At 49.7% G+C, this 25199-nt stretch carries 23 protein-coding genes; 6 read left to right on the top strand and 17 right to left on the bottom strand.

Going from position 1 to position 25199, the window contains the following annotated elements; translation table 11 throughout:
• The first annotated feature begins 81 nt into the window (after positions 1-81).
• The 4 genes from PGL02S_RS14340 to PGL02S_RS14325 all read left to right on the top strand — a co-directional run bounded on the left by PGL02S_RS14340 (position 82) and on the right by PGL02S_RS14325 (position 3457).
• Complete coding sequence (locus tag PGL02S_RS14340) at positions 82-1251, top strand: Fe-Mn family superoxide dismutase (RefSeq protein ID WP_036638760.1); 1170 nt, start codon at positions 82-84, stop codon at positions 1249-1251.
• A 301-nt stretch (positions 1252-1552) separates the two neighbouring features.
• Complete coding sequence (locus PGL02S_RS14335) at positions 1553-1864, top strand: hypothetical protein (protein WP_006208204.1); 312 nt, start codon at positions 1553-1555, stop codon at positions 1862-1864.
• A gap of 28 nt (positions 1865-1892) precedes the next feature.
• Complete coding sequence (locus tag PGL02S_RS14330; RefSeq protein WP_036638758.1) at positions 1893-3152, top strand: lipase family protein; 1260 nt, start codon at positions 1893-1895, stop codon at positions 3150-3152.
• 32 nt (positions 3153-3184) lie between these two features.
• The gene (locus tag PGL02S_RS14325) at positions 3185-3457 is read left to right on the top strand and encodes a hypothetical protein (RefSeq protein ID WP_006208202.1); all 273 of its coding nucleotides are present in this window, start codon (positions 3185-3187) and stop codon (positions 3455-3457) included.
• 100 nt (positions 3458-3557) lie between these two features.
• Here PGL02S_RS14325 and folE read toward each other — a convergent pair whose 3' ends face one another.
• From folE to PGL02S_RS14280, 9 genes are all read right to left on the bottom strand, one after another.
• The gene (gene folE / locus PGL02S_RS14320) at positions 3558-4151 is read right to left on the bottom strand and encodes a GTP cyclohydrolase I FolE (RefSeq protein ID WP_006208201.1); all 594 of its coding nucleotides are present in this window, start codon (positions 4149-4151) and stop codon (positions 3558-3560) included.
• Positions 4152-4272: 121 nt separating this feature from the next.
• Positions 4273-4509, bottom strand: coding sequence for a YneF family protein (locus PGL02S_RS14315; RefSeq protein ID WP_006208200.1), 237 nt, complete (start codon positions 4507-4509; stop codon positions 4273-4275).
• A 143-nt stretch (positions 4510-4652) separates the two neighbouring features.
• Positions 4653-6506: a tRNA epoxyqueuosine(34) reductase QueG gene (queG, locus tag PGL02S_RS14310; RefSeq protein WP_036638755.1), complete on the bottom strand. Its 1854-nt coding sequence runs from the start codon at positions 6504-6506 to the stop codon at positions 4653-4655.
• Positions 6507-6547: 41 nt separating this feature from the next.
• Positions 6548-7150 (bottom strand): signal peptidase I, encoded by a 603-nt coding sequence (gene lepB / locus PGL02S_RS14305; RefSeq protein WP_006208198.1) that lies wholly within the window; start codon positions 7148-7150, stop codon positions 6548-6550.
• Positions 7151-7352: 202 nt separating this feature from the next.
• Positions 7353-7775 (bottom strand): GNAT family N-acetyltransferase, encoded by a 423-nt coding sequence (locus tag PGL02S_RS14300; RefSeq protein ID WP_006208197.1) that lies wholly within the window; start codon positions 7773-7775, stop codon positions 7353-7355.
• Between the two features lie 435 nt (positions 7776-8210).
• Positions 8211-9299, bottom strand: a complete 1089-nt coding sequence (locus tag PGL02S_RS14295; RefSeq protein ID WP_006208196.1) for an efflux RND transporter periplasmic adaptor subunit — start codon at positions 9297-9299, stop codon at positions 8211-8213.
• A gap of 33 nt (positions 9300-9332) precedes the next feature.
• The gene (locus tag PGL02S_RS14290; RefSeq protein ID WP_051449146.1) at positions 9333-10661 is read right to left on the bottom strand and encodes an ABC transporter permease; all 1329 of its coding nucleotides are present in this window, start codon (positions 10659-10661) and stop codon (positions 9333-9335) included.
• Between the two features lie 14 nt (positions 10662-10675).
• Positions 10676-11446 carry an ABC transporter ATP-binding protein gene (locus tag PGL02S_RS14285; RefSeq protein WP_036638752.1) on the bottom strand — a complete coding sequence of 257 codons (771 nt, stop codon included), beginning with the start codon at positions 11444-11446 and terminating at the stop codon, positions 10676-10678.
• A gap of 27 nt (positions 11447-11473) precedes the next feature.
• Positions 11474-14044 carry a hypothetical protein gene (locus PGL02S_RS14280; protein ID WP_036638750.1) on the bottom strand — a complete coding sequence of 857 codons (2571 nt, stop codon included), beginning with the start codon at positions 14042-14044 and terminating at the stop codon, positions 11474-11476.
• Positions 14045-14349: 305 nt separating this feature from the next.
• Here PGL02S_RS14280 and PGL02S_RS14275 point away from each other — a divergent pair, with 305 nt between their 5' ends.
• Positions 14350-14958, top strand: a complete 609-nt coding sequence (locus tag PGL02S_RS14275; protein ID WP_036638748.1) for a superoxide dismutase — start codon at positions 14350-14352, stop codon at positions 14956-14958.
• A 99-nt stretch (positions 14959-15057) separates the two neighbouring features.
• Here the strand turns inward: PGL02S_RS14275 and PGL02S_RS14270 are convergent, their stop codons facing one another.
• The 6 genes from PGL02S_RS14270 to PGL02S_RS14245 form a co-directional block, all read right to left on the bottom strand.
• A complete protein-coding gene (locus PGL02S_RS14270; RefSeq protein ID WP_036638746.1) occupies positions 15058-16293 on the bottom strand; it encodes an MFS transporter in 1236 nt (411 codons plus the stop codon).
• 59 nt (positions 16294-16352) lie between these two features.
• On the bottom strand, positions 16353-17495 hold the full coding sequence (gene mutY / locus PGL02S_RS14265) for an A/G-specific adenine glycosylase (protein ID WP_006208189.1): 1143 nt from the start codon (positions 17493-17495) through the stop codon (positions 16353-16355).
• Between the two features lie 26 nt (positions 17496-17521).
• On the bottom strand, positions 17522-17914 hold the full coding sequence (acpS, locus tag PGL02S_RS14260) for a holo-ACP synthase (protein ID WP_006208188.1): 393 nt from the start codon (positions 17912-17914) through the stop codon (positions 17522-17524).
• Positions 17915-18169: 255 nt separating this feature from the next.
• Positions 18170-18979 (bottom strand): ammonia-dependent NAD(+) synthetase, encoded by an 810-nt coding sequence (gene nadE / locus PGL02S_RS14255; RefSeq protein ID WP_006208187.1) that lies wholly within the window; start codon positions 18977-18979, stop codon positions 18170-18172.
• Positions 18980-19093: 114 nt separating this feature from the next.
• A complete protein-coding gene (locus tag PGL02S_RS14250) occupies positions 19094-19528 on the bottom strand; it encodes a BrxA/BrxB family bacilliredoxin (protein ID WP_006208186.1) in 435 nt (144 codons plus the stop codon).
• A gap of 327 nt (positions 19529-19855) precedes the next feature.
• Positions 19856-21580 (bottom strand): two-component system sensor histidine kinase NtrB, encoded by a 1725-nt coding sequence (locus PGL02S_RS14245; protein ID WP_036638743.1) that lies wholly within the window; start codon positions 21578-21580, stop codon positions 19856-19858.
• Between the two features lie 215 nt (positions 21581-21795).
• On the opposite strand from PGL02S_RS14245, the gene PGL02S_RS14240 reads away from it, so the two are divergent.
• Entirely contained in the window at positions 21796-23073 is a 1278-nt protein-coding gene (locus PGL02S_RS14240) for a BaiN/RdsA family NAD(P)/FAD-dependent oxidoreductase (RefSeq protein ID WP_036638741.1), read from the top strand.
• A gap of 80 nt (positions 23074-23153) precedes the next feature.
• Here the strand turns inward: PGL02S_RS14240 and PGL02S_RS14235 are convergent, their stop codons facing one another.
• Entirely contained in the window at positions 23154-24419 is a 1266-nt protein-coding gene (locus tag PGL02S_RS14235; RefSeq protein ID WP_006208183.1) for an ABC transporter permease, read from the bottom strand.
• Between the two features lie 14 nt (positions 24420-24433).
• The gene (locus tag PGL02S_RS14230) at positions 24434-25168 is read right to left on the bottom strand and encodes an ABC transporter ATP-binding protein (RefSeq protein ID WP_063455985.1); all 735 of its coding nucleotides are present in this window, start codon (positions 25166-25168) and stop codon (positions 24434-24436) included.
• Positions 25169-25199 lie beyond the last annotated feature (31 nt).

Here is a 25199-nt window from a genome sequence, read left to right as displayed (position 1 = left end):
GGGATTTTATTTTTTCCACATAATACAGGCTGCAAAATGAATATAGTGAGTTTAGTGAAGCTGATACTGGAGGGAACGGACATGTTATTTCATTATGGAGCGAAACTCCCGGTACGATTATTGGAGGAAATTCGCTATTGGAAACATCAGGAAAGGAAACATACCGGGCTGATTAAAGCCGTAGTTCCTGATCTGGAACCGGTCTACGTTCAGATGCTGGATCAGTGGGCCCTCGTATTTGCCGATACAGAAAAAGTCGCTGACGAACTTCTGCGCCACATTCTCAGCAACCATGCGCCTCCTTCACCTCAAGTGCTGGCCCAGGTAGAGCAGCTGCTTCGAGCCTCCTGCGAGCAATCCAGAGAGTTCATCCGCCAGCTGCACGGACTGAAGGAGAATAGCGAAGCCGTTCAGAAGGTACCGCTTGCCGGTACGGTTGTACATCACGTCATCCGGGAGTCCGAGTATTTCCTGAACGCACTGGAGACCCTCAACTCCGCTGGAGCATTGGAGCGATTCATGGATATGCCGCAACAATCCATGACGCTTCATGAGGCCTCGTCCCCTCCACTCTCTCTCTCAGAGGCTGAGCTGTCCATTCAAGGCATGGGCGACAGCGGTCAGGCCGTCCCGATTGGTGGACACCGCCTCCCCCCTCTCCCTTACGCTTATGATGCGCTTGAGCCTTACATTGATGAAAAGACAATGCGGATTCATCATGACATTCACCATCAGAGCTATGTCGACGGCTTGAACAAAGCGGAGAAGAAATTGGAGGAAGCCCGAAAAAGCGGAGATTTCGAACTCGTGAAACATTGGGAACGCGAGCTGGCCTTCAATGGTGCCGGCCATTATCTGCACACGATCTTCTGGAATATTATGAACCCTCGGGGCGGCGGCGAACCGGGCGGGGAGCTTGCCCAGCAAATCAAGAATTATTTCGGCAGCTTCGATCGCTTTAAGAAGCAATTTACCGAAGCAGCAGACAAGGTGGAAGGCGGCGGCTGGGCCATCCTCGTCTGGAGCCCGCGCAGCCATCGGCTTGAAATTTTACAGGCTGAGAAACACCAGAACCTGTCCCAATGGGATGTCGTCCCTCTCCTCACCCTGGATGTATGGGAGCATGCCTATTACCTCAAACATCAGAATAAACGGAAAGATTACATTAACGACTGGTGGAAAGTGGTCTACTGGCCAGAGGTTGCGGATCGCTTCAAACATGCCAGCAAGTTAAAATGGAAGCCGTTCTAAGCAAAATCCAGCTGGATTGCTTCGCAATGGTTAATATTGGGTATTAAGCTATAGCCCTCCTTACTTCGCTTCTGAAGTTTAGGGAGGGCTTATCCATTATTTCAGATAACCACGTTGTTAGGTCTTAATAACCATTACTCTGGTTATTTATTCGGTTGAAGTCTCCTATTTACTGGATTATGATAAAAAGAATGAATGAACATCTGGAAGGGATGAAATTGATATGCTTACCCGATTAGGGTGGAAAAAACCATTCATATTCCTTATGTTAACAATGGTTGTACTAGGGGGTTGTCAAAATATGAATTCAAATAAAAACAACAATACCTCAGGTATCACGGATGACATTACAAACCATGATGATGAATTAATGAGCCAAACCAGAGAAACTGCAATTCAATTCTTCAAGGAAGAATATGACCTGGAAGTTGAGATAACAAACCAAAAGAAAATGCCTACCTATGTCGCAGATGAGATTGATGTTGAAGGATATGTCATTGGACATAAAGATCAAACATTTAATATTTCTGTAAATTACAAAACCTTTCAAACCAAAAATTTTGTCATGAGTCCTGAACTAAAGAAGGTTATCCAATCTAAGAAGCAAAAATAATGAATTATGTTTGATGGAGGAACTCATCATGGTCAATGATGAAACATATAACATTTTATCCAGATTGGCATACAAGGATCTAAAAGAAGGCTCTCAAATTGAGGATCTTCCACAATGGGAGGTTTTAGAAAATACTAAAAGCTATAAGTTGTCAGGATTTGATGCTGTCACTTTTGTGAATAGAGATACTGGGGAAGCGGTCATTGCATACAGAGGGACAGAGGGAGAAGCGCAGTTATCAGCATCTATACCTGATTATGTAAGTGATGTTGGAATTGGAATTGCGGAACTCAAAAGGAAAGCTGAAATTGAAAGACCATTTGAGGACCATCTAACCAAATTTGAGGATGCGGTTGGAATTAGCAGCATCAACGATTGGCTCGGCGAAACTTCAAGAAAGCTTGATAAGAATATGAATATTCTGGGTACCAATCAGATGTACCAGGCGGAAGACTACGCTAAAGAAATGCAGGAAAAACATAAAGATCTAAATTTTTCTCTGACAGGTCACTCACTCGGCGGTGCAAATGCACAATATGCTGCTGCTTATACAGGTATGACAGCTGTGACTTTTAGTGCCCCCTCTGTTATTGGGAGTCTGTCTCCGGAATTTAGAAGAAAAGCCGAGGATGGGGGGTTCGACTCCCAGATTATTAATTTTGCGCATCCAGGTGATATTATTGCCAGTGGCACTTTGGGAGGTTATGACGGCCACGTAGGCTCTACCTATTACATAGACTCTAGTTACCAAGATGCTAACGATGGGATTAGCATAAAACAAAAAATTGATAATACACTAGGGGATCCGAATTATCATCAGCTTGAACGATATCAATTCGAGAATGGGTACATTTCCAACCCTCTGTATGACGGCAGCTCTGACAAGTCTATCGAGTCTCCCCGAGTCCCATCAGAAAGCATGCTCTTTGATGGGTTGAGGAACATGATACTTGGAACTGCAGGAGCCTTATCTCCATTCTTGGGCCTAAATAGAGATGCTGCAGGCAGTTCCTCCAGCACCATCCAGGTCACCCCTGCCGAGCTCCGAAGTGTGGCCGAGAAATGGAGAACACACGCCCAGCAAAGCGATGCCGAAGTTCAAGGAATCAGGCAGCGTCTCGCTAAGTATATGTATTCCAGTCACAGCAGACGCCTCCAGCCAATTGTACAGCAACTGGATGCATCCATCATGTCGATGAGCCAGTGGCATTTGCAGCATACCACGGATATTGTTCAGTACATTAAATTCAAGGCTGATCTATTTGAGCGGACAGACAACATCGGGTAAACATCTATAAGAAGTGACCGGGAGGGAAAGATATGAGTCGAGAAATTTTGCTGGAACTTGATGATTTGCTTCAAGCAGAACGTGAGCTGTCGGGACTGCTGGCCGCCATCCAGGCTGACGAACAGGAAGCGAAGGTCATGTACGCCCGTCTGCAGGATTGGAAAGGCCAGTCAGCCCATGTTTTACGGGAGCAGATCGAAGCCTTCTTCCTGGAAATGTCCCGCCGGATCAAGGATATCGAGGAACACAAAAGCAACCTCACCCAGTATGTACAATATATGAAACAGGTAGATGGCGCATCATAGGTCCTCATGCTCATCTTGAAGTATTTAAAATATCCATTCATCATACAGCAAAAAAAGGCTTCGCCTCCGTGGGCGAAGCCTTTTTCCATTATCCTCATTCTTAGTCTTTGATCAAAGACAGGAATTCCGAACGCTGCGCGGAATCGCTCCGGAAGCTTCCGCGGACAGCTGACGTTACAGTCTTGCTGCCTGGCTTCTTCACGCCGCGCGCGCACATGCACAGATGCTCGCCTTCCACAACGACCATGACACCGTTTGGCTCCAGCGCCTCGACCATAATATCCGCGATTTGCGAGGTGATGCGCTCCTGTACCTGAAGCCGGCGGGTAACCGCCTCTACCAGGCGTGCCAGCTTGCTCAGGCCAGCGATTTTGCCGCTTGGGACATAACCGATATGAACTTTACCGAAGAACGGCGCCATATGGTGCTCACACTGACTGTAATAGACGATATCCTTTACAATAACCAGTTCCTCGTGATTTTCGTCAAATGTAACGCCGAGAACATCCTTAGGATCGACTTCGTATCCCGCAAAAATCTCCTCGTACATCCGTGTCACGCGGGCCGGTGTCTCAAGCAGTCCCTCACGCTCGGTATCTTCACCGATCAGCTTCAAAATCTGCTCTACATGGTACTCGATCTGCTCTCGGTTTTCGCCTACTTTGTTATTTACATAATCTTTTACGCCCGCCACAGTACATCCCCCTTTCCGTCCCAAAAAAAAGCAAACGGTTAACTTATAGCCGCTGTTAGCGGCCTTTTTAAATAGAAATGCCCCTCCGTCCTAAATGTAGACGCGAGCGGGCCTTCTGGCATTATGATTTGCGTTTACGACCTTGACCTTTACCAGGCATTGGCTGATTTTTCATCATTTGCTGCGCACGCTGCATTTGCTTGCCGTTCATGTTGTACCCCATTTGTTTGGCCATCTTCTGCAGCATTTGCGGATCATTCTGCATCTTCTCCAGCTGCTTGCGGAGATAGAATACACCGATGAAAAATCCGCCAACCAGACCCACGATCAATGTAATAATCGGAATGACATAGTTCATCACTTGACCACCTTCTACTATACTAATATTTACCATTTAATGGCGCATATACGAACCTATCATAGCATGTCCTTTTCGACACAGCAAATGAAAATAACGGATATATAGCAGCCAGGCAGTCCCATGATGGCACCTTAGATCCCTTACGACCCTTTCCGGTCAGGCATAGCCCCTTCCAGCGTTAACAAGGTACGTTTAATTTCCGGGCCGCCGGCATATCCAATCAGCGCCCCGTCGGTTCCAATCACCCGGTGGCATGGCACGATAATCGGCACAGGATTTTTGTTGTTTGCACCGCCTACAGCACGCACGGCTTTTGGACGACCGATGGATTCGGCTATATCCTTATAAGAACAAACCGTCCCGTAAGGAATGGATTTCAAAGCTTCCCATACTTGCAATTGGAATGAGGTTCCCCGCATATCCAGTAGGATCTCAAACTCCTTCAGCTCACCTGAAAAATACCGTTCCAGCTGCGCTGTCGCAGGAGCTAACCTCGCCTCGTCCCGCTGGTAACCGCCGTTGCCGGCCCAGGTCCGAGACCACTGCTGGATGACTGCTTCCTTTACATAGAAGCTGCCGAACTCAATCAGACAAAGTCCCTTCTCCGTTGAACAAACCGTTAAAGGTCCGATCGGCGATTGAATTTCGTCATAATACAAAACTTCGGGTCCGCCTTCCGGAATGGCCATAGGCTCTACTCCATGAATGGCGGGGCTCTCCTGTTCCGGCTTATCTCCCTTATCCGGGGAAGCCGGCAACGCGTTGCCACTGGATAAAGCTTCTCCCCCGGCTTGCGCCTCAGTTGGGGCCTCTTTCTCATTCGGTTCAGGCTTCAATTTATTCAAGGCTTGCTGCAGCATATCTCGTACTTGGGAATCCCCTTCTGATTTCATGCTTTTCTCTAAGTTGTTCAACGCTTCTTCGCCTCCAATACGGCCCAGAGCCCATGCAGCGGTTCCCCGCAGCTCCGGGCGCGGGTCTTTCAGCAGTACTTCGCTCAGCTTCGGTACAGCTGAAATATCTTTAAAGTTGCCAAGCGCGATGACAGCGTTGCGCTGTATCGGCTTTCGGCCGCGCCAAGCGGCAGATGTATCTCCGAACGTTTCCTTGAATTCACGGTTGCTTAAATCAAGGATCGGCAGGAGCAGCGGCTTGGCTTTTTCAGGATCGGGTTTGAAGGCCTCTTGATGAGTCCAGTTCTTGCCCCGATTCTTCGGACAAACAATCTGACAGGTATCACAGCCGTACAGCCGGTTGCCAATCTTGCGCATGACTTCTTCGTCCAGAAACCCTTTGGTTTGGGTCAAAAAAGAAATACAGCGCTGGGCGTTAAGCTGCCCCGGGCCCACAAGCGCTCCGGTAGGGCAAGCATCGATGCACTTGGTGCATTCCCCGCAGTCCTCGGTAACCGGCGTATCCGGCGGAAACGGGATATTGGTGATCATCTCGCCAAGGAATATCCAGGAGCCTAACTTCGGAGATATGATGGCACAGTTCTTAGCACTAAAGCCAATGCCTGCACGCTGGGAAACCGCCCGGTCGACAAGCGCTCCCGTATCGACCATGCTTTCAAGTCTTGCATCCGGTACCCGTTCTCTTATAAAAGCCTCCAGACGGCTCATGGCCTCCCGAAGCACCTGATGGTAATCTCTGCCCCAAGCAGAACGCGCCATAATTCCCCTGTACTTTCCAGGCTCCGATTTTGGCGGGTTGTCCATTTTGGAATGGTACGTTATCGCAATCGCGATTAAGGACATGGGCTCGCTTCCCGGGAGAGCCGGAGTAACCCTCTTATCCAGATCCGGCTCTTCAAACCCGGATTCATAACCTTTGTCCCGATGATTCTGCAGGATTCCCTTCAAGGACTGAAACGGTTCCGCCGAAGCAAAGCCGATATCATCAATACCAAGCTCTGGGGCAACGGATTTCAGTTCCTGTTTGAGCTCCTCCCAAACCGAAGGCGGAGGAGCGTGCGAGCCGAGTGTGTAGGTCATTCTCCAGCGCCTCCTTTCCTGGGATGATGTCCAATTGGCAGCTACAGCTTTTTGATCTCGGACAGCGGCCAGAATATGAATTCCGCCCTGCCTACAATGTCGCTTTCCTTCACACTGCCAAACATGCGGCTGTCCTTGCTCTTTCCGAGATGACGGTTATCTCCCATAACAAAATACCGTCCCTCCTCGAGGGTAACAGGCTCAAAGCCTGGATCTTCGATCGCAACATCGGTGTATCCTTCCTCCTTGGCCACACCGTTAACATACAGCGTCTGATCCTTTACTTCAATGGTATCCCCTGGAACGCCGACAATACGCTTCACCAAAAACTCCTTCTTGTCTGGACCATCGCTTGGATCCTTAAGCACGATGACATCACCATGACTCGGTTCTGCAAAGCGATACACTACTTTATTAATAAATAGCCGCTCCGATGCTACCAGTGTCGGCTGCATTGATTCACCTTTAACCATGGACAGGTTGAACACAAACATATTTAGAAGCACCATAATAACAAATGCAATCGTAATCGTCTTTACCCAGTCCCAAAGCTCGGCTGCCCACCCGTTCTTCTTGCTGGGTTGATTCTGTGGTCCGTTGTTCTCGCCATTCTCAGTTGAATCCGGAGGAATCACTTGTCCCATACTGCACCTACCTTACTTCGATTTCGCCTACAAGCTCCGACGGCGGCACCCTCAAAAAAGGTACATTAATAGAAAAGCATATCTCCCAACCATTTGCAACGGCCGGTAGATATGCTTCATATAGAAAAAATGTCGTTTCTTATCTCTGTCGAAGCTTAAAGCCGCCGTTTTACGTGGCTCGTATGTACCGCTAGTCGTTCAACTATTGACCTAGGATACTGAGCTTCTGGAACGACCGCAGGATTTGGCTGGCACCGTATCCCATGGCTTCATAAAATGGCATGGCTGCGGCGTTGTGCTCGTCTCCGGCTACCATAATCCGACTGACCTTACGTGATTGAAAACGCTGTTCCATCGCCGATATCAGAGCCTTGCCAATTCCTTTTCTGCGATAGTCAGGATGAATGGCAATGCGGTAATAACAACCATGATTGCGTTCGATCGTACCAATTAGGGCACCAACGATTTCACCGTTTTCTTCAGCCACCATAATCAGATCAGAGTCCCAAGCGAGCTGTCTGGAGAAGGGCTCCATCGTGTTTTCGTAGCAGTCTTCCGATAAAGCAATCTGTAGTAGCTCGGTTACGGGGGTACAGTCACTCAACTGAAAGGAACGAACATGCATTTCAAAATCTCCCTTTTCGTTAGCATGATGCGGTTTACCCGGTTTACAAAGATCTAGTATTCCGTTAACGCAAACCTGACATTTGTGTTTACTACAAAAAACGCGAAAATCCTGTTTCCTTGTCCATTAAACCACATCTTTCTCGTAAATTCACGAGTTTTCTTCTGTAAGCGCTTTATCTGAAGCGGTTACATTTTTATTGATGGATTTACTTCCATATTTTTGTTGAATGTATATGCTGTTTCCTGCTGAAAACTGTTAGCGCACTGTAAAAATCAACTCCAATACTTTCTATACATGCTTTTTGTATCTGTACTAATTTTACAAAGCGACCCACTAAATCCTCTGCTCATCTTATTGGGAAGGGGACGATTAGAAAAGCAGCGTCCTCCCGGCTATATGCCGTTAAGAACGCTGCGTAATCGATTTCTATTTTTACTGGAGAACCACAGTATCGCCTGATTTCAGTCCTGACAGGACTTCGATTTTGTCGAGAGTCTGCATACCGGTCTCAATATCCTGACGTTCAATTTGACCGCCGCCCCTATCCACCATGACGTATGATTTCCCCCCATCCGTCATGACGGCGAGTTTGGGAACGACAACGGCTTTGTCCTTCCGCTTGGTCACAATGTCTCCGTTAAGCGTCAATCCGCCGATCAAGCGGTCATTCTTAGGCAGCGAGACAATCACCTTGAACTGCGGTGTCTGAGACGTTTGTTTTTCCTGGGCGGTTGCCTCAGCGAATTTGGCCACCTCCAGCACTTTCCCCTTCAGCTTCAAATCCTTGATGGAAGGCATCTTCACCTCAACCGCCATATCCGGTTTAATGTTGAACACCTCGTTCTCCCCTACATATGCCACGAACCGGAGGGAATCCAGATCGACGATTTTACCGATATACTGGTTCGCCGTGACCGATTGCGGCACCTGCTGTGTCGGGTCGAACAGAAACAACCCCGTAGCCGGAGATTGATATGTGGACTTCTTCAGTCTATCATTCAGATCATTCATCGTCTGTCGTTCAATATCATTGTTCACTTCGTCCAGCTGGCTGCTCAGCCGCGCATTTTCCTGGTCTGCCAGCATTTTCAGACGCTCGGCCTCGGTTGCCCCGACTGGCGCGTTATCCAGGTCCTGATTCAGCGTGAATTCCTTCAGTTCCTGCTCCAGCTTCTTCTTCTGCAGTTCGGCCTCTTTCTGCTGAAGCTGCTGGCGGATCGCTGTTTGCTCCAATTTAAAGAGTGTATCGCCCTGCTTGATCTGCTGGCCATTCTCTACGCTCCATGACTCGACCTTCGCTTCAAAAGGGGCGTACACATTCGTCTCCCGTCCGTACTCGGACGTTCCCTTGACCTGCACGGTCGAAGTGATGGTTTCCTCGGTTACGGGAAACGAGATGACCTGGGGTTCTTCCATCATCGGAATTTCAGGCTCTTTCGGTTTCACCTGTCCATATCCCCAATAACCCACCACACCCAGCACAGCCACGATAATTGTCCATTTTATGATTTTTTTGATCATACCGATTTAGCTTCCTTTCCGATGCTCATAATCCTAATCCCGCTTAATGGCAAGGAGCGCATTTGTTCTTGCTGCGCTGATCGCCGGATAAATCCCCGAGAGGATTCCGGTCATCACCGCGAATGCGATGCCGATGGGCAGCGTGCCCAGCGTAACTGCAATCTGCAGCCCCGACATCCCTGCAGAAGCTGTAATGAATGAATTCAACCCGTTGATGATCAAATACGCGAACACGATGCCAAGCAAACCGCCAAGCAAACCGAGCAGACTGGCCTCCACGATAAACATATTGCGGATTTGCGGCATATTCGCCCCCAAGACCTTCATAATGCCGATTTGCCGGCGGCGCTGATGCGTAGACATTGTCATGGCTACAATGATCGAAATGGAGGCCAGCAATAGAATAAATACGCCTACGCCCAGTGCAATCGCCTTGAATGTGTCCAATTGGGAAGCGATCTGATCGCGCATCGCCAGATTGTCGCTTGCATTAAGCGCAAGTTTTGATATCAAATCCTCAAGTGGTTTAATATTCTGCAGGTCATCCACTTTGACCGTTACGCTGTCGTATACCCGCTGCTTGGAAGCCGTCCCATTTTGCAAATTCAGGCTGTCTGCAAGCCATTCAGCCGTATCAAAGGAAACATAGGCCTGCCTGTCGTAGATGGCAAACTGGGCTTCCCGCCCCGTAGGCACATCCAGCACACCCCCTACGTACATCTGCGGACCCAGCAGCTTCTTTTCGTTGTCCATCTGCTCAAGCTGAATGCTTTTGCCGCTCATGTCCGTCACGGTGCCCTCATACATCTGGAATTCTTCCCACAGCTTCGGATTGTTGGGATCGGTATTCATCATATTGGTCAATCTCTCGCTTGTCTCTGCATCCTTCCATCCTGTTGTGGCTCCATAATTGAGGACGACGGCGCCTATCTGCTCAAGCGCACCACCCTCCTTGAACCTTTGTCCCTGCTCTTTGAGTTTGGACAGGTCCACGGCCACTACATTAACACCTTCGCTAATCAGATTGTCGGACGAAATGGATCGGAAATATCCAAGCTGCTTGGTCGCGATAACGGATTTGACATGATTAAAGCCCTGAATCACCTGAACCTTATCATCCGTAAGCAATCCACGCTCCCCACCGGCAGCGCCGCCCCCCTCTCCGGGTCCACTGCTGCCCTGCGGGGTCACCGTAATCTCATCCAGCTTCATACCGCCTATAATCTCGGTCTCCAAATAACCCTGGGCGGCGTTGCCAATGCTGATCGCAACAATGATTGCCGCACATCCAATGGAAATACCGGTCATGCACAGGGCTGTCACTACTTTGCGGCGCTTGATCTGCCCCCATGCCAGCCGCATGCTGTCTAGAATTTTCAGCTGACTTCACCTGCCCCCTCCGAATGAACCTCGACACCGGACGGAAGCGATGAGGCATTAGGCGCCTTAGAGCCTCCTGCTGCCGGTCTCGTATATTCCTCCGGTTGAACTAAGTAACCGTCACGGAGCATGATCGTTTTTTTCATTTGAGCCGCAACTTCCATCTCATGGGTAACGATGACAAATGTCGTATTCATGGACTCATTCAGCGCCATCATAATCCGGATGATTTCCTCTTCCGTTTTGGTGTCCAGATTGCCTGTCGGCTCGTCCGCAAAAATGACGGAAGGCTCCGTGATCAGCGAGCGCGAAATACTGACGCGCTGCTGCTGTCCGCCGGACAATTGGGAAGGGTACAGTGCTGCCTTATCGCCAATTCCCGTCATCTCCAGAAGCTCCATCGCTTTCTTCCGGCGCTTGGACGGTGAAACGGACTGAAAAACAAGCGGCAGCTCCACGTTTTCCCGTACCGTCAGGGTCGGAATAAGCTCGTAGGCCTGAAATATAAATCCGATATGCTTGCGCCTGAAGACGGCAAGTTTGTTCTCCCCGTATTTGACAATATCCTGATCGGCAATATAAATATGGCCCTCCGTGGGCTTCATCAGTCCAGCCATCAAGTTGAGCAGCGTCGACTTGCCCGACCCTGAGCTGCCGAGGAGAGCAATCATCTCTCCCTTCTGGACTTCAAACTGGATGTTATGAAGCACCTTTAACACTTCGTTGCCGTTCTTAAAGCTGTGCGATACATTTTCCAAACGCAACATGTTCGCTGTTCCTTTCCGATTCTTAATCTATCTCTCCTCATTCGGATCCACAGTAGGCTGGAATGTCAGATTATAGCTTTGGCTGCCAAGCGTGATTCGCTCATTCTGGAATTCGTCCACAAGGGTCAGGTTAAACCATCCGCCGCGAAGTCTTTTATATTGATCGTCCGTCAACTCGATCGACATCGACCGAGTACCTGGCACCTGGATATCCGTACCTGGCGTAAGTGTGCGCTCCTGTGTCTGTCCCAGCACGTCTTTGATGATCAGAATCAGCTTGTGGCCGGAATCCGCGGCAGTAATACTCTCGCTGCGTTTCACGTCAAACGTGACATTCAGCGAAATGGAAGAGCTGCCTTCCTGCAAATGCCCTGACGCCTTCGTGACGGAGACGTTGTAAGGATACCAATCGAGCTGCGTCAGCCCGGAGCTTGCTGCCGGTCTCACCGGATTCAGCATCAGTTTCTTCACGCCCATCACACCGGTAACGTCTTTCCCCGTTTCCGCAAGCTTGCCGCCGGACATCGCCGTGCCAAGAGCTAGTCCCAGTTCGCCCGATACCCCTTTTGGCACCCTTGCCCAAAAGACAACGGACTGCTTGGACCCTGGCTGTAGCGCGGCTTCCGGCTGAATGGTGTCCGCTTCGTAAATCATTCCGTCCGCGCTCTGGAAATACCCTTTCAGCATGGCCGCTTGCACACGGCGCTGTTCATTGCTGGTCAGCAACAGCTCGGAATAGACAATGTCGGTATCTACCCCCTCATAGATCACGGTCCGTCGCTCCTGCGCATCTGCACGTTTACCGATAACGGTAACCGAGTAGGGTTTTCCCTTCTCCAGCACTTCAATCGACTGCGTGGCTCCTGAAGTGGTTACGGTTAGGAAAGAAGATTTAGCTGTATCTTTCTGGGTAAACAGCTCGAAGCGGAGCGAACGGATGTCCTTGGTATAAGGGATCCGCGCCATGACATACACCTCTGTTGATGACCCGGGGGCAATCAAAGAGCCCTGTTCCTCTGCAATAACCTCAGAGCCGGTCAACACCGTTTTTTCGTCCGATGTGACGTTTGCCTTAAGCTCAGGCAGCGGCAGCGATTTGGATTCCTGAGTATTTCGCAGACGCAGCTTGGCAACAATGAGATCTGTATCCTGCCATGGGAGACGCTGCATGGATACAAGCGTGTAAGCAAATCCCTGGGCAGACTGCGCGCCGTATTCGACACCGATGGAAGCCTTGCGCTCCGTTTGATACGAAATGTCAAAATAGGCAATCGGCAGGGCCACTTTCTCCTGAGCTCCTGACGCCGATTCGCTGCCCGGCTCGGCCGGATTAGCAGGGGTTTGGGTTGAAGGATCATCCCCGGCAGAGGATTCAATCATTTGCAGCTTCAGCTTGTCCTGCTTGAGCTCAAGCGGAAGCGAAATTTCCATCGACATCGTTTTCTCTTCGCCAGGTCGCAGTGTCAGACCCACTTTGTTATCCGGATTGTAAGGATGGAAGGAGCCTTCCGAGGCTTTAATCGCAAAATCATAACCCGGCACTGCCACCGATTTCTTGCCTTTGTTCTTGAAAGACATCTCGATGTTCCATATGCCCTCGCCCCCGGAGGAACGCAGCGAAGCCTGCCTGATTCTGGCTTCAACCGGAATCCCCTTGATCGTCATCTTCTTGGCTGCCCCCGCCGCGATATCCCATTTAGGAGCTGTTGCCGCTGGCAGCTTAAAGGACTCGACCGGCAAGGTGAGCTTCAGTGTGTCGTCGTTTTCGGTCCATAGGAAACGCAAACCGGCCGATTTAAGATAAGAGGGAATTTCCGTTATGTAATATACCAATTTCTTCTCTTTCGGCTGGATGGGTACCCCCTCTGTACCTGCTTCGTGATGAAGAAGGAATGAATTGCCGCTTGCTGTCACCAGATGAGGTTCGAAACCGCGGTCGCTCCACACTTTCCCGCCATGGTTTGTCATGTACATGCCGACTTTGGCTATCACTTTGCCGTCATACTTAATGATCTCCAGCGATTCCGCCTGAACGGTAACCGGCGTACCGCCCAATTGCAGCTTGGTACTCGATCCCGGTGCGGCAGCTGCCGAATAATTGGCAGGCAATCTGTACGTTCCGACACGCTGCAGGTAGCCTTTGGCTTTCGGATTCCATACGTCCATCACCAGCTTCATGCCGGATAAGGAGTTGCCTTCGGTTTTGGCATAGTAGGTCACGCTGAGGCTCTGACCCGGTTCAATCTTCTTCTTGGCAAGATCTCTGGTAATTGGATTAGCAGCTGTCACAGAACCGCCGGGTAGCACCACCTTAGGAAAATAGGATACCAGCCGTGCGGAGCTCTTGCCCCCGTTTTTGTACTTCAGGGTAAACACTGCAACATATGTGCCGTTTTGCTGCCATCCGTCGGCATGCTCCAGCGTTGCCGTAACGTTATTGCCAAGCGTTACGTTCCATGCAGGCACTGCATGATTCTGCGAATTGGATTTCGTGACTTGCGATGGCCCCGTCTTAGCTGCCGCTGCCTCTGCTTGCGGTGCCGCTGCCAGAATTGCAGCCATTAAGACGGCAGTCACTCTGAACTTTGTACTACTCATGTTTTGAAACGACTCCCTTCTACCTCGGCATATCCCTTTCATTGTCCCATGCAGATGTCATCGACTTGTGTCCATGGTCATATATATAACGACAAGTTTCACAGGAAAGTTCTTCATAAATTTTTGCTGATTTATCAGGTCTTTCGGACTTTTCAAACATAAAAGTTGATTTAATCACCCAAAACGGTTTAATATATGTAGTGTAGCCGGATTACATATCTCATTGCTCCGGGATGATAAAGACTTCCTGATGAAGGAAGACCTTTCATCATAACCAAAAACTAAATTTACAGGAGGTTTTTATTATGGCATTTCAATTACCAGCACTTCCTTACTCAAACAACGCGCTCGAGCCTCATATCGACGCACAAACGATGGAGATCCACCACGATCGCCACCATAATACCTACGTAACGAACTTGAACGCTGCGCTTGAGAACGCTCCTGAGCTTCAAGACAAATCCCTTGAAGAACTGATTGCTAACCTTGACGCTGTTCCAGAAAGCATCCGCACAGCAGTTCGTAACAACGGCGGCGGCCATGCAAACCACTCCCTGTTCTGGGAAGTTATCGGACCTAATGGCGGCGGACAACCGACTGGCGCATTGGCTGATGCTATCAACAATGAACTGGGCGGCTTCGATAAATTCAAAGAAGATTTCGCAAAAGCAGCTACAACACGTTTCGGCAGCGGCTGGGCTTGGCTCGTTGTTAAAGACGGCAAATTGGCAGTAACCAGCACACCTAACCAAGACAGCCCGATCATGGAAGGTCAAACACCTGTCCTTGGCCTTGACGTTTGGGAGCATGCTTACTACCTGAACTATCAAAACAAACGCCCTGATTACATCTCCGCTTTCTGGAATGTAGTCAACTGGGAAGAAGTCGGCAAACGCTACGATAACGCGAAGTAATATCGTTTAACTAAGCCGATGCATACAAAAAGGCTGCTTACAGCTGTAGATCATGTCTACCGCTGTAGCAGCCTTTTTTTGATGTCTACGACTATCGATTTAATGGATGCCGGTCGCCGTCACCTTATCGGACTCGTAATAGCGGACTTTGGATGGTGCATAGATGACACCCCATAATACGACCGAGATAAGAACCGCTGCACCTGCACCGATCAGGCAGACGGCCTGCAGTGACCATACATCAGCTGCAAAGCCTAGCAGAAGCGTAAGAGCGATCTGAAGCATTCCTTCCAACATACGGGTCACGCTGGTGAAACGTCCCATCAGATCGATAGGCACCTGATTTTGAAAGAATGTGGTAAACCCCGCATTGGCATACGAAGAGAAAAAACCAAAAATGATAAATCCGATTACTGCAGTCACAAGGCCGGAAGCTGCATAGAAAATCATATAACCCGCACTCGACAGCAGGACGCCAGCTCCGATAAACATACGCAGCGACAGCCATTTTACCGATAGAGACGCTGCCGCCGAGCCTGCCAAATACCCTGCTCCTGCTACACTTATAAGCAAACCGTAATCCTCATCTCCGAGCAGCAGCACCTGTTTAATGAAGGTTGCCTCCTGGGAATCGAGCGCAAATCCGAGCAGCATCGCGCATTGAAACAACAGGTAGACCAGCATGAAATATTTCGCGGCTTTGCCGAAATCAATGACAGCGATCCAGTCCTGAAGGAGTGTCTTCATCGTGATGACATTCCGTTTGCTGCCATCCAATTCCTCCCCATCCACATCGGGAAGAAAGTAAATGACCAGTGCGCAGATAAAGAATGATACCGCATTAATAACAATGCTGATTCGAATATCCGTATAAGCGATCAATAGTCCGGATATAGCGGGACCCAGCAGTACGGCTCCGGAAGTAGTAAAGCTGGACCATGCATTAAACCGCTTTCGTTCCTCTGTCGGAATCAACTTCGTGACATACGTCATTGAGGTAGGCCCGAAGAAGGAGCCCGCCACATTTATCAGGAACATGATGATATAAATCCCCCACACGGAGGACATAAAAGGGATTGTGGCAATCAGGACACCCCGAATAATATCGGTTGAAATCATAAGCTTGCGCTTATTCATCCGGTCAATGATGCTCCCTGCCCACGAGTTAGTCAATAAGGTTGCAAGCGGCCGGATGATGAACAATCCAGCCACGGCAGCAGGAGAGCCTGTCATATGCAGCACAAGCAAATTGATCGCAACCAGATAGATCCAGTTCCCGAGATTGGAAACCCCGATACCAAAAATGTACAACAGCGCATTCTTCCAGCTATGCAACAGCTTCACTACTCCTTATGCTGTTTCCTTCTATACTTCTCCTAGGAAGGAGAACAGCTTCAAGATGAGAAATACGAATGTAAAATACGGATGAACACGTTCGGGAACGCGTAGCGTTCCATGTCATGCACGTGAATCCAGCGGAATTGCTCGATGCCCGTCTCATACGCTGCTGCGCTTTCTGCGGCTTGCAGGGAAGATATCGGCGCATCCTGCCATGTGCAGCGGTATACCCCCATATTCCAATGAATATGGCTAAAGGTATGCTCCGCGTCCATCACATGGCCGATTGGCAAAACTGGAATCCCTTCCTCCAGCAAAGCGCCTTGCAGATGGCTCATAGCCGGCTCCTCGGGCATCACAGCCGGGTTTGCCGATGCCGGCACAATGACATGAGGCAGCTCCCACATTCCTGCCAACAGGCCGGTTGATGGCCGCTTGCGGATCAGGATTTTCCCTTCGTGCACGCCCGTACCCTCTACGATGGCTGTAAGGCGATATTCAGGACGAGGGGGCTTCGCCTTTGTCTTAATCGGAAGGGACTCCTCCTTGCCCTCATACCGTGCCGTGCAGTGCTCCATGACCGGGCACACCAGACATTTGGGCGACTTCGGCGTACAGATTAATGCCCCCAGCTCCATCAGTGCCTGCGTAAAATCCGATGCTCGTCCCTCAGGGACCAGAGTAAGCACCAGCTCCTCCATTTTGGTACGTGTCTTCACTTTCATAATATCTTCTTCAATCAAAAAATAACGGGACAGCACGCGCATCACGTTACCATCCACCGCGGCCGCGGGAATGTTGAATGCAATGCTGCGAATGGCGCCTGAAGTGTAAGGACCGATGCCTTTTAGTCCCGACACTTCGTCTTTACCGCTTGGCATAACGCCACCATACAGCTCCGTTACTTGCCTTGCAGCAGCCTGGAGATTGCGTGCCCTGGAATAATACCCTAGACCCTCCCAGCATTTCAGCACATCGTCCTCCGGTGCATCTGCAAGCGATTGGATCGTCGGGAACCGCTCGATAAACCGATGAAAATATGGAATAACCGTATCCACCCGGGTCTGCTGCAGCATAATTTCCGATACCCAAATATAATAAGGATCGCGGTGTCTGCGCCATGGCAGATCCCTTTTATTCACCTCGTACCAATCCAATAGCTCCTGGCTGAAATATCGTTTAAGTTCTGTGTTATACATCTATATAAATCCCCTTCATAACCTTACTATAGTGTCTCAACAACCGCGAAGGCCGAAGCCAGCTCTGTCTGATGCGAAATCGTCAAATGAATCGTGTAATCGGCAGGTTGGTCAATTCCGAGGCGTGTCCAGGCTTCCTTGGACAGAGTGGCGATGGGTTTCCCGAGGCCATTTGGCAGCACTTCAATGTCCCAGAATCCGATCAGGCGACCGATTCCGCAGCCAAAGGACTTGGATATCGCTTCCTTGGCAGCAAAGCGCCCGGCAACAAACTCCGTCCGTTTAGCTCCCTTACGGGCAGCGATTATCCGCTCACCCTGTGTAAGTACACGTTCCATGAATTTCTCTCCATGCGGGCCTGTCATCAGAATGTCCATTCGTTTCATGTCCAGCACATCATGTCCAATTCCGTAAATCACATCTTCCGCTCTCCTTCACTAACCCGTCTTCCGTCCATAATCAAACTCACTACTATATTGTATCAGTCGATGTACGTCAACGCGAGACTGTCGTGTTACAACAACATGAAATCATTCAATTTGTGTCATTTCAAATTTTATCTGTTTAGACGGTTCAAGCCGCATCCTGATGGGGTGTGGGGTCCCGAATATAAAAAACAAAAGCCTTCTGGAAGGTAATCCCCCAAAAGGCTTTTTGGCCTGAAAATCGTTATATTAAATTCCTGGAATCGTGTTGCGCTTGTGAGCGGTTTTTACGTAATAACTCTCCAGTTTCTCCTGAACTTCAGGATTGATTGTCTTGCCCTCCAAATAGTCACTGTTATCATCGTAGCTGATTCCGAGCTCTTTCTCATCCGTCTGTCCTTCCCATAGCCCAGCGGAAGGCGCTTTGTCCAGGATCGATTGCGGTACTCCCAAATAGGATGCAAGCATACGGACCTGACGTTTGTTCAAGGAACTTAGCGGCGTGATGTCCACTGCTCCATCGCCCCACTTGGTGTAAAAGCCGGTGATGGCCTCAGACGCATGGTCAGTCCCGACAACAATCAAATTCTGCTCAAACGCCAGCGCATATTGCACCACCATGCGAACTCTGGCTTTTACGTTGCCTTTGCCGGGAACACTGATATGTTTATGAACACCAATATTTTTCAGACCATGCTCAACCTCAAGAGCAATCTCATTTACAGCTTCCTCGATATTGGTCTCCACGGTATGCTTCAGATCGAAGGCTTTGGCCGTAGCATAGCTGTCGGAAATATCGGCCTGTTCACCGAATGGCTGAAATACTCCAAGTGTTTTGTATTCCTTGCCAGTCTCCTCGGTGAGCTCGTCGGTTGCCCGCTTGCACAGACCCGCTGCCACAGCGGAATCGATCCCGCCGCTAATAGCGATCAGCAGCCCCGAAGTGCCTGAGTTTTTCACATAATTTTTCAGAAAATCAACCCGTTTGCTGACCTCTTCCTCCACATTAATGGTTGGTTTGACACCCAGTTCAGCAATAATTTGTTCTTGTAGGCTCATGATTCAAAGACTCCTTTCAGTATGCTCTCTCTTTCTTAAGTACGTAACATATACAACAAAAGCCCCGCGGCTTCGGAATATGCCGAATGCTTCGGGGCCTATGTAACTGCCAGCTTACTGGCAGTAGCGATTGAATGCGTCGGACAAATCAGCCGCGATTTCTTCTGCGGAACGGTTCTCCACTTGGTGACGCTCAATAAAGTGCACCAATTCCCCGTCCTTCAGCAGAGCAATCGATGGTGAGGATGGCGGATACGGAGCAAAATACTCACGGGCTTTTGCCGTTGCTTCCTTATCCTGTCCAGCGAATACGGTATACAAATGATCCGGCTTCACTTGGTTCTCAAGCGCTATGGCTACACCTGGGCGTGCTTGCCCTGCAGCACATCCGCATACGGAGTTTACAACAACCAGTGTTGTACCTTGCGCATTTGGCAGCACTTCCTCTACCGCTTCAGGAGTTGTGAGCTCCTTGATTCCCAAACTGGTGAGTTCATCCCGCATCGGTTGAACCATATCGCGCATATATCGGTCAAAAGACATACCCATAACTGCTTCACTCCTTATATAAACAAGATTGTTCGAATTATAACAGCTCATCGATATCTATATTATACAATCCTAAAGAGTGAAAGCAAGAAAATACAAAACGAGCAGCATCACAAAATGGGATACCGCTCGTCTTTAACTGTTTCCGGTGGTTTAAACTAGGTAGCAGGATAGTTGGCCCCATCCTTTTTCTTGTCAACGATGGGTTCGCCACGACGATCCTTGTTTTCGCGCTGCTGCTGCTCCTGCTGTTTCGAATCATTTTTACTCATCCGAATCCCTCCTTTGCCATTAGCTCTGCCTTATGATGCCTATTCATCCTCCTAATTATTCGGACGCGGCAGCGCTTTGGGATTCCATTAAGCCCTGAGGGTACGAGCGGACAGAAAATGAGATAATGAACACCGTTCCCTCGCCTTGCTGTGACTTCACATCGATCGTTCCATGATGCCGCTGAACAATGCTCATACACAGGGCGAGCCCAAGCCCCGTTCCCTTACTCTTCGTGGTGTAGAAGGGCTCAAACAAACGCTCCAGCTCGCTCTCCGACATGCCCGTTCCGGTATCTGCCACATACAGCTGCACCTGGTCCCCTTCGATCCTGGTTTCAAGGGTCAACGTTCCTTTGTCATCCATAGCCTCCATGCCGTTGCGACACAAATTCAGGATCAGCTGTTTCATCTCTTTAGCATTCAGGTGCAGCTTGGGTACATGGGTTCCGAGCTTCAGTTCAATGCTCTGTCCACGCAAGTTCGCGTCAGCCCACAAGAGCGGGCTCAGCTCATGGATAATATCATGAAGATGACAGTCTTCCTTCTCGGCAGCCCGGTTCTGGGCCAGAGACAAAAAGTCATTAATGATGCCATTGGCACGGTCCAGCTCCTCCATGACGATCCGGTAATAGTGATCGAGTGTCTCCGGGCTCTTCTCCTTCATCAGCTGCAGGAACCCGCGAACCACGGCCATCGGATTACGAATTTCATGGGTAATGCTTGCCGCCATTTGGCCAACCAGGCTCAGTCGTTCTACATTAATAAATTCGGTTCGAAGCTTCTCAAGCTCCGTGATGTCTTCCATAACACCCACCGCACCCAAGATGTCGCCTTTCTCATTATGTATAAGCGGATAAATGCCCGTTGAATAAACTCGCGTTGGGCTGCGCATAATCTCGCCGGTGCTTTCAATTCCCTCCATGGCCTTCAGAAACCGGTTGCGGAGATGTTCCTTCTGAATCATACCGTCCAATAAATCGAACAGCGGTCTTCCAATCACATCTTTGGACGTCAAATTCGGAAACACACTCCTGCAACTGCGGATAAGAAGTTGGTTAAAAGCGATGATGTTCCCTCTTTTATCCACGGCCACCATTCCTAAAGGGATCATCTCTATTATTTTTGTCAAAGAGATCATTTCTTCACTCTTCACGTCATATTGGCCTGAGGCCAGACGCTCGCTGGTCAGCTCGATCCAATACACAATCATGCCGGAATAAAAGATGCCAATCAGCATATAGAGTATGGTCACCAGGATTGTATCCGGATTCAGGTGATCATTATTAACCTTTCCTTCAATGGCATGAGAGGCTACAATGATCAACATAGCCGGAATCAGTGCACTCCACAGCCAGCAGATCTTCTCGGTCTTGGAGCCTTTCTTGAAATTGGAGGAAATCCAGGGCAGAAGCGAGTAAACCAGGACCAGTACATTGAGGATGAAGTCGATCATCGACCAGCCGTTTATCAGCCCATGGCTTGTCATATACAAGACGGCAAGACATAACCCTGAACTTCGACTTCCATATAATATGCCTAAAAATAACGGGATCACGCCAAGATTGATCGGAACGTAATATTCGTTCATCGCTGAAATCAGGACGCAGAGTACGGTGCTGACTCCGCTCGAAATTACGATATGCTTGTGAAATCGAAGCAGATCATTCGGATTCTTCTTGTTCAGCCACTTGAGATGTCTGTCGAGGAGAAGGGGTAGATGAAAGATGAGTGTACCAGACAGCAAAACTTGCAGCAAAATATCCTTCCATAGGCTCAGCACAGTGATCAATCACCTCAATTGGACAACGTGTCTAATATTTCTGATTAAAACACAGGCGACATCATTTTACAATATCTTGTAAGTTCCTGTTGAAGCAACAGAAAACCCCGTCTTACGTCCTATTCATGAGGTTTGGGTTAATTCGCGAATACCTATATAATTATAATAAGATTCATCTATTCATTGATATAACCTCAAAGGAGCTATGAGCAAACATGCTTGATTATGATATTATTGTCGTCGGCGGTGGACCTTCCGGATTGATGTCCTGCGTAGCTGCAGGAGAAAGAGGAGCTTCCGTTCTGCTGATTGATAAAGGGGATAAACTGGGCCGCAAGCTGGGCATATCAGGCGGTGGAAGATGCAACGTGACAAACGCCAAGGAACAGGATGAGTTGATAGCCAACATCCCGGGCAACGGACGTTTTTTATATAGCGCTTTTCAGCATTGGAACAATCGGGATATCATGGCCTTCTTCGAGGAACTCGGCATCCGGCTCAAAGAAGAGGACAATGGGCGCATGTTCCCTGTGACGGACAAAGCATCCAGCGTAGTGAATGCCTTGATTGGCAAAGTGAAGGAGCTCGGAACCGATATCCGGACGAACAGTCCGGTTAAAAGCGTTCTGTTCGAGAACGGCCAAACGGCTGGAATTCAATTAAAATCCGGGGAAGTGATCAAATCCTCCTGTGTCATCATAGCCACAGGCGGTCAGTCCGTTCCTCAAACAGGCTCGACCGGGGACGGTTATCCTTGGGCGGAAGCAGCTGGCCATACCATTACTGAGCTGTACCCCACTGAGGTCCCTATCGTCTCAACCGAGACGTTCATCGCATCCAAAGAGCTGCAGGGTTTGTCGCTGCGTGATGTTGAGCTGTCCGTCTGGAATCCCAAAGGGAAAAAAGTGATCGCTCATCGGGGAGATATGCTGTTTACCCATTTCGGGGTGTCCGGCCCAATCGCTCTGCGCTGCAGCCAATTTATCCGCCAGGTGCAACGGAAGTTCGAAATCGTGAACGTGGATATGGCAATTGACATGTTTCCTGATCGCTCGCAGGCCGAAATCGAGGCCGAGCTGAAGGAGCGCTTTGAGGCTGAGCCCAAAAAGAGTATTAAAAACGTTCTTAAGGGTATGCTGCCGGAGCGCATGATTCCGCTGCTGCTGTCCAAATCATCTATCGACAGTGACATGATCTGCAGCGGTTTATCCAGAACTGCACTTACGTCCCTTGCAACCATTTTGAAAAAATTTGCGTTCCGAGCTTCAGGCACCCGGTCGCTGAAGGAAGCCTTCGTGACCGGAGGCGGCGTCAGCCTTAAGGAAATTCAGCCGAAAAGCATGGAATCCAAGCTCATGCCAGGCCTGTTTTTCTGCGGCGAGATTTTGGATATTCATGGATACACCGGCGGCTATAATATCACGGCGGCGTTCGCAACGGGTTATACGGCGGGCAAGCACGCCGCGGAAGCGGCAGCGTATAACAAGAACTGATCCAATGGTATTGGAAATTACGAATAAAGCACGAAGCGCGCCAGTATGCCCTTTCCTACCCGGGTCATACTGGCGCGCTTTTATTCATCTTGCTGATGCTTATCCTCCCTGTACATCGGCCATGACATCAGTGATGGTGCGATCATGACTGCCGCAGCCGTCAATGCCAGCGCGGCCAGCCATCCGACTCCCCCCTGAAACAGCGTGAGCCCTGCCACCAGGGAATACAAAAATGCCGGGAGAGCAAGCAGCGTTCTAACGGCAAGAATACCCGCAGAGCGGTGCTGTTCATTCGTAAAGGGAAGCACGTGCATAAATTCAGCCTTCGCGAACACGGCCCACCGTGTATTGAGCCAATACGATATCATCAGCACAAGCGCGATATACACAACGATTTTAATGATTAACGGCGGGAGCCATACGGCCGGAATGCCAACCAATGTAATCTGAATATATAATGTCAAACTCTCAGGGTGACGCAAAATCGCTTTTAACCCTGCATCGGCAAGCCTCTTCTCCGCTGTGCCCTTGAACAACCGGCCGGACTTGCGCATAAACCAGGTCTTGCTTCGCACACTCGGCGGTTTGCCGACAGCTTGAACCAGCAGCTTCTCGGTCAACTGGATGCGGGTCCTGGCATCCTCCCTTGTATCCGCCATAAAGGTTCCATGCATGGCAAGACGCCTGCGGCTCAGAAGAATTAATACAATCAGCAGAATGACGACGATTGTCCATAAGACTGCATAAACCTCAAGCCACAAGGATACAAGCAGCGTTAGTAATCCAACGGAAAGCCAGCGTACCGCATAAATCAACAGGTGCTGCCGCCACCCTTTGCAGCTTGAGCGAATCATCCCGGCCCATAGATTCGTACACCAGGCACAGACAACCGTAATCACCAGCAAGGTTATCAAGGTACCCCCGGTAATTTCATGTTCCCTGACCAGGATTGGCAGGGCAAGCAGGGTAAACAACAGTCCCTTTAGCGCTGACATAGCATGGCTGTATGCCATGCCTCTGATCAGCAGCCCCTTCATCCATTCCCGCTGCTGGCGGAGAAACAATACGTCAGCCTCTTCGAGGAACAGCAGCACTCGGCCGGAGAACATAAAGAGCAGGATGACAACCACCGCTTGGAGGGGCAGGAACTGTGCCCACCCTGGAAGGGGGCTTGTCCACAACTCACGGTATAACCCGCCTCCCAGAAGCAGGCCTGGAATCAGAATGTAGAGCATCACGATCCAATCAACCACGGTCGCCAAGCTTTTACGTTGATAGGTCCAATGTGCAAGCACCCTTCTCCAGAAGAGCGCCCCCGGATGGCTAAGCTGCTGTGAGCGATTCATATCCATCCCCTCCCTCATGTCAGCGCATCGAAGCAGTCAAACAACGATGCGCCTGGAAGTCCCGCGGCCTCACGGAGATGATATAGCGTGCCTTCGGAAACAATCCGGCCCGCGGATATGAGCACAAACCGATCACAAATCTTCTCTGCGGTGTCCAGCACATGCGTAGACATCAGCACACCGGCACCACGGCGTCTCTCCTCCAGCAATAAGTTCAAAAAATCGCGAGTAGCCCGCGGATCCAAACCGATAAACGGCTCGTCTACAATATAGACATCGGGCTTGGAGAGGAAGCCGATCATCAGCATCATCTTCTGCTTCATCCCTTTGGAGAAACCTCCCGGCAGTTCGTTCCGTACAGTCTCCATTCCAAACTGCCGAAGAAGCTGTTCGGCCTGCTCTTCGAAATGGTTGTCATCCATTCCGAAAGCAGCAGCAGCCAGGTCCAAGTGCTCCCACAGCGTTAAATCCTCGTAGAACACAGGCTGCTCGGGTACATACGCATATCGGGGAGGATTACCCGCAATCCTGACATCAGCCTTGCAGTCCTTCAAGAGCCCTAACACCGCCTTGATGGTTGTGCTCTTTCCGGCACCGTTCGGCCCGATCAAGCCGAGCAGTTCACCGGGAACCACTTGAAACGATATTTCGTGTATGCGGGGTCGGCCAGGTTCGTACCCGGCTTCCTGAATGTCTACTTCCAGCACCGGCTCGGCCCCGCGAATGTTCTCCAGAATCCTATCCTGCATCCTAACACCCCATCCATTCATTCTATTTCCA

This window comes from Paenibacillus glucanolyticus NBRC 15330 (assembly GCF_004000885.1).
Lineage (GTDB): Bacteria > Bacillota > Bacilli > Paenibacillales > Paenibacillaceae > Paenibacillus_AQ > Paenibacillus_AQ glucanolyticus.
The sequence above is the reverse complement of the archived record's forward strand: the minus strand, read 5'-3'. Positions and strand labels throughout refer to the sequence as shown.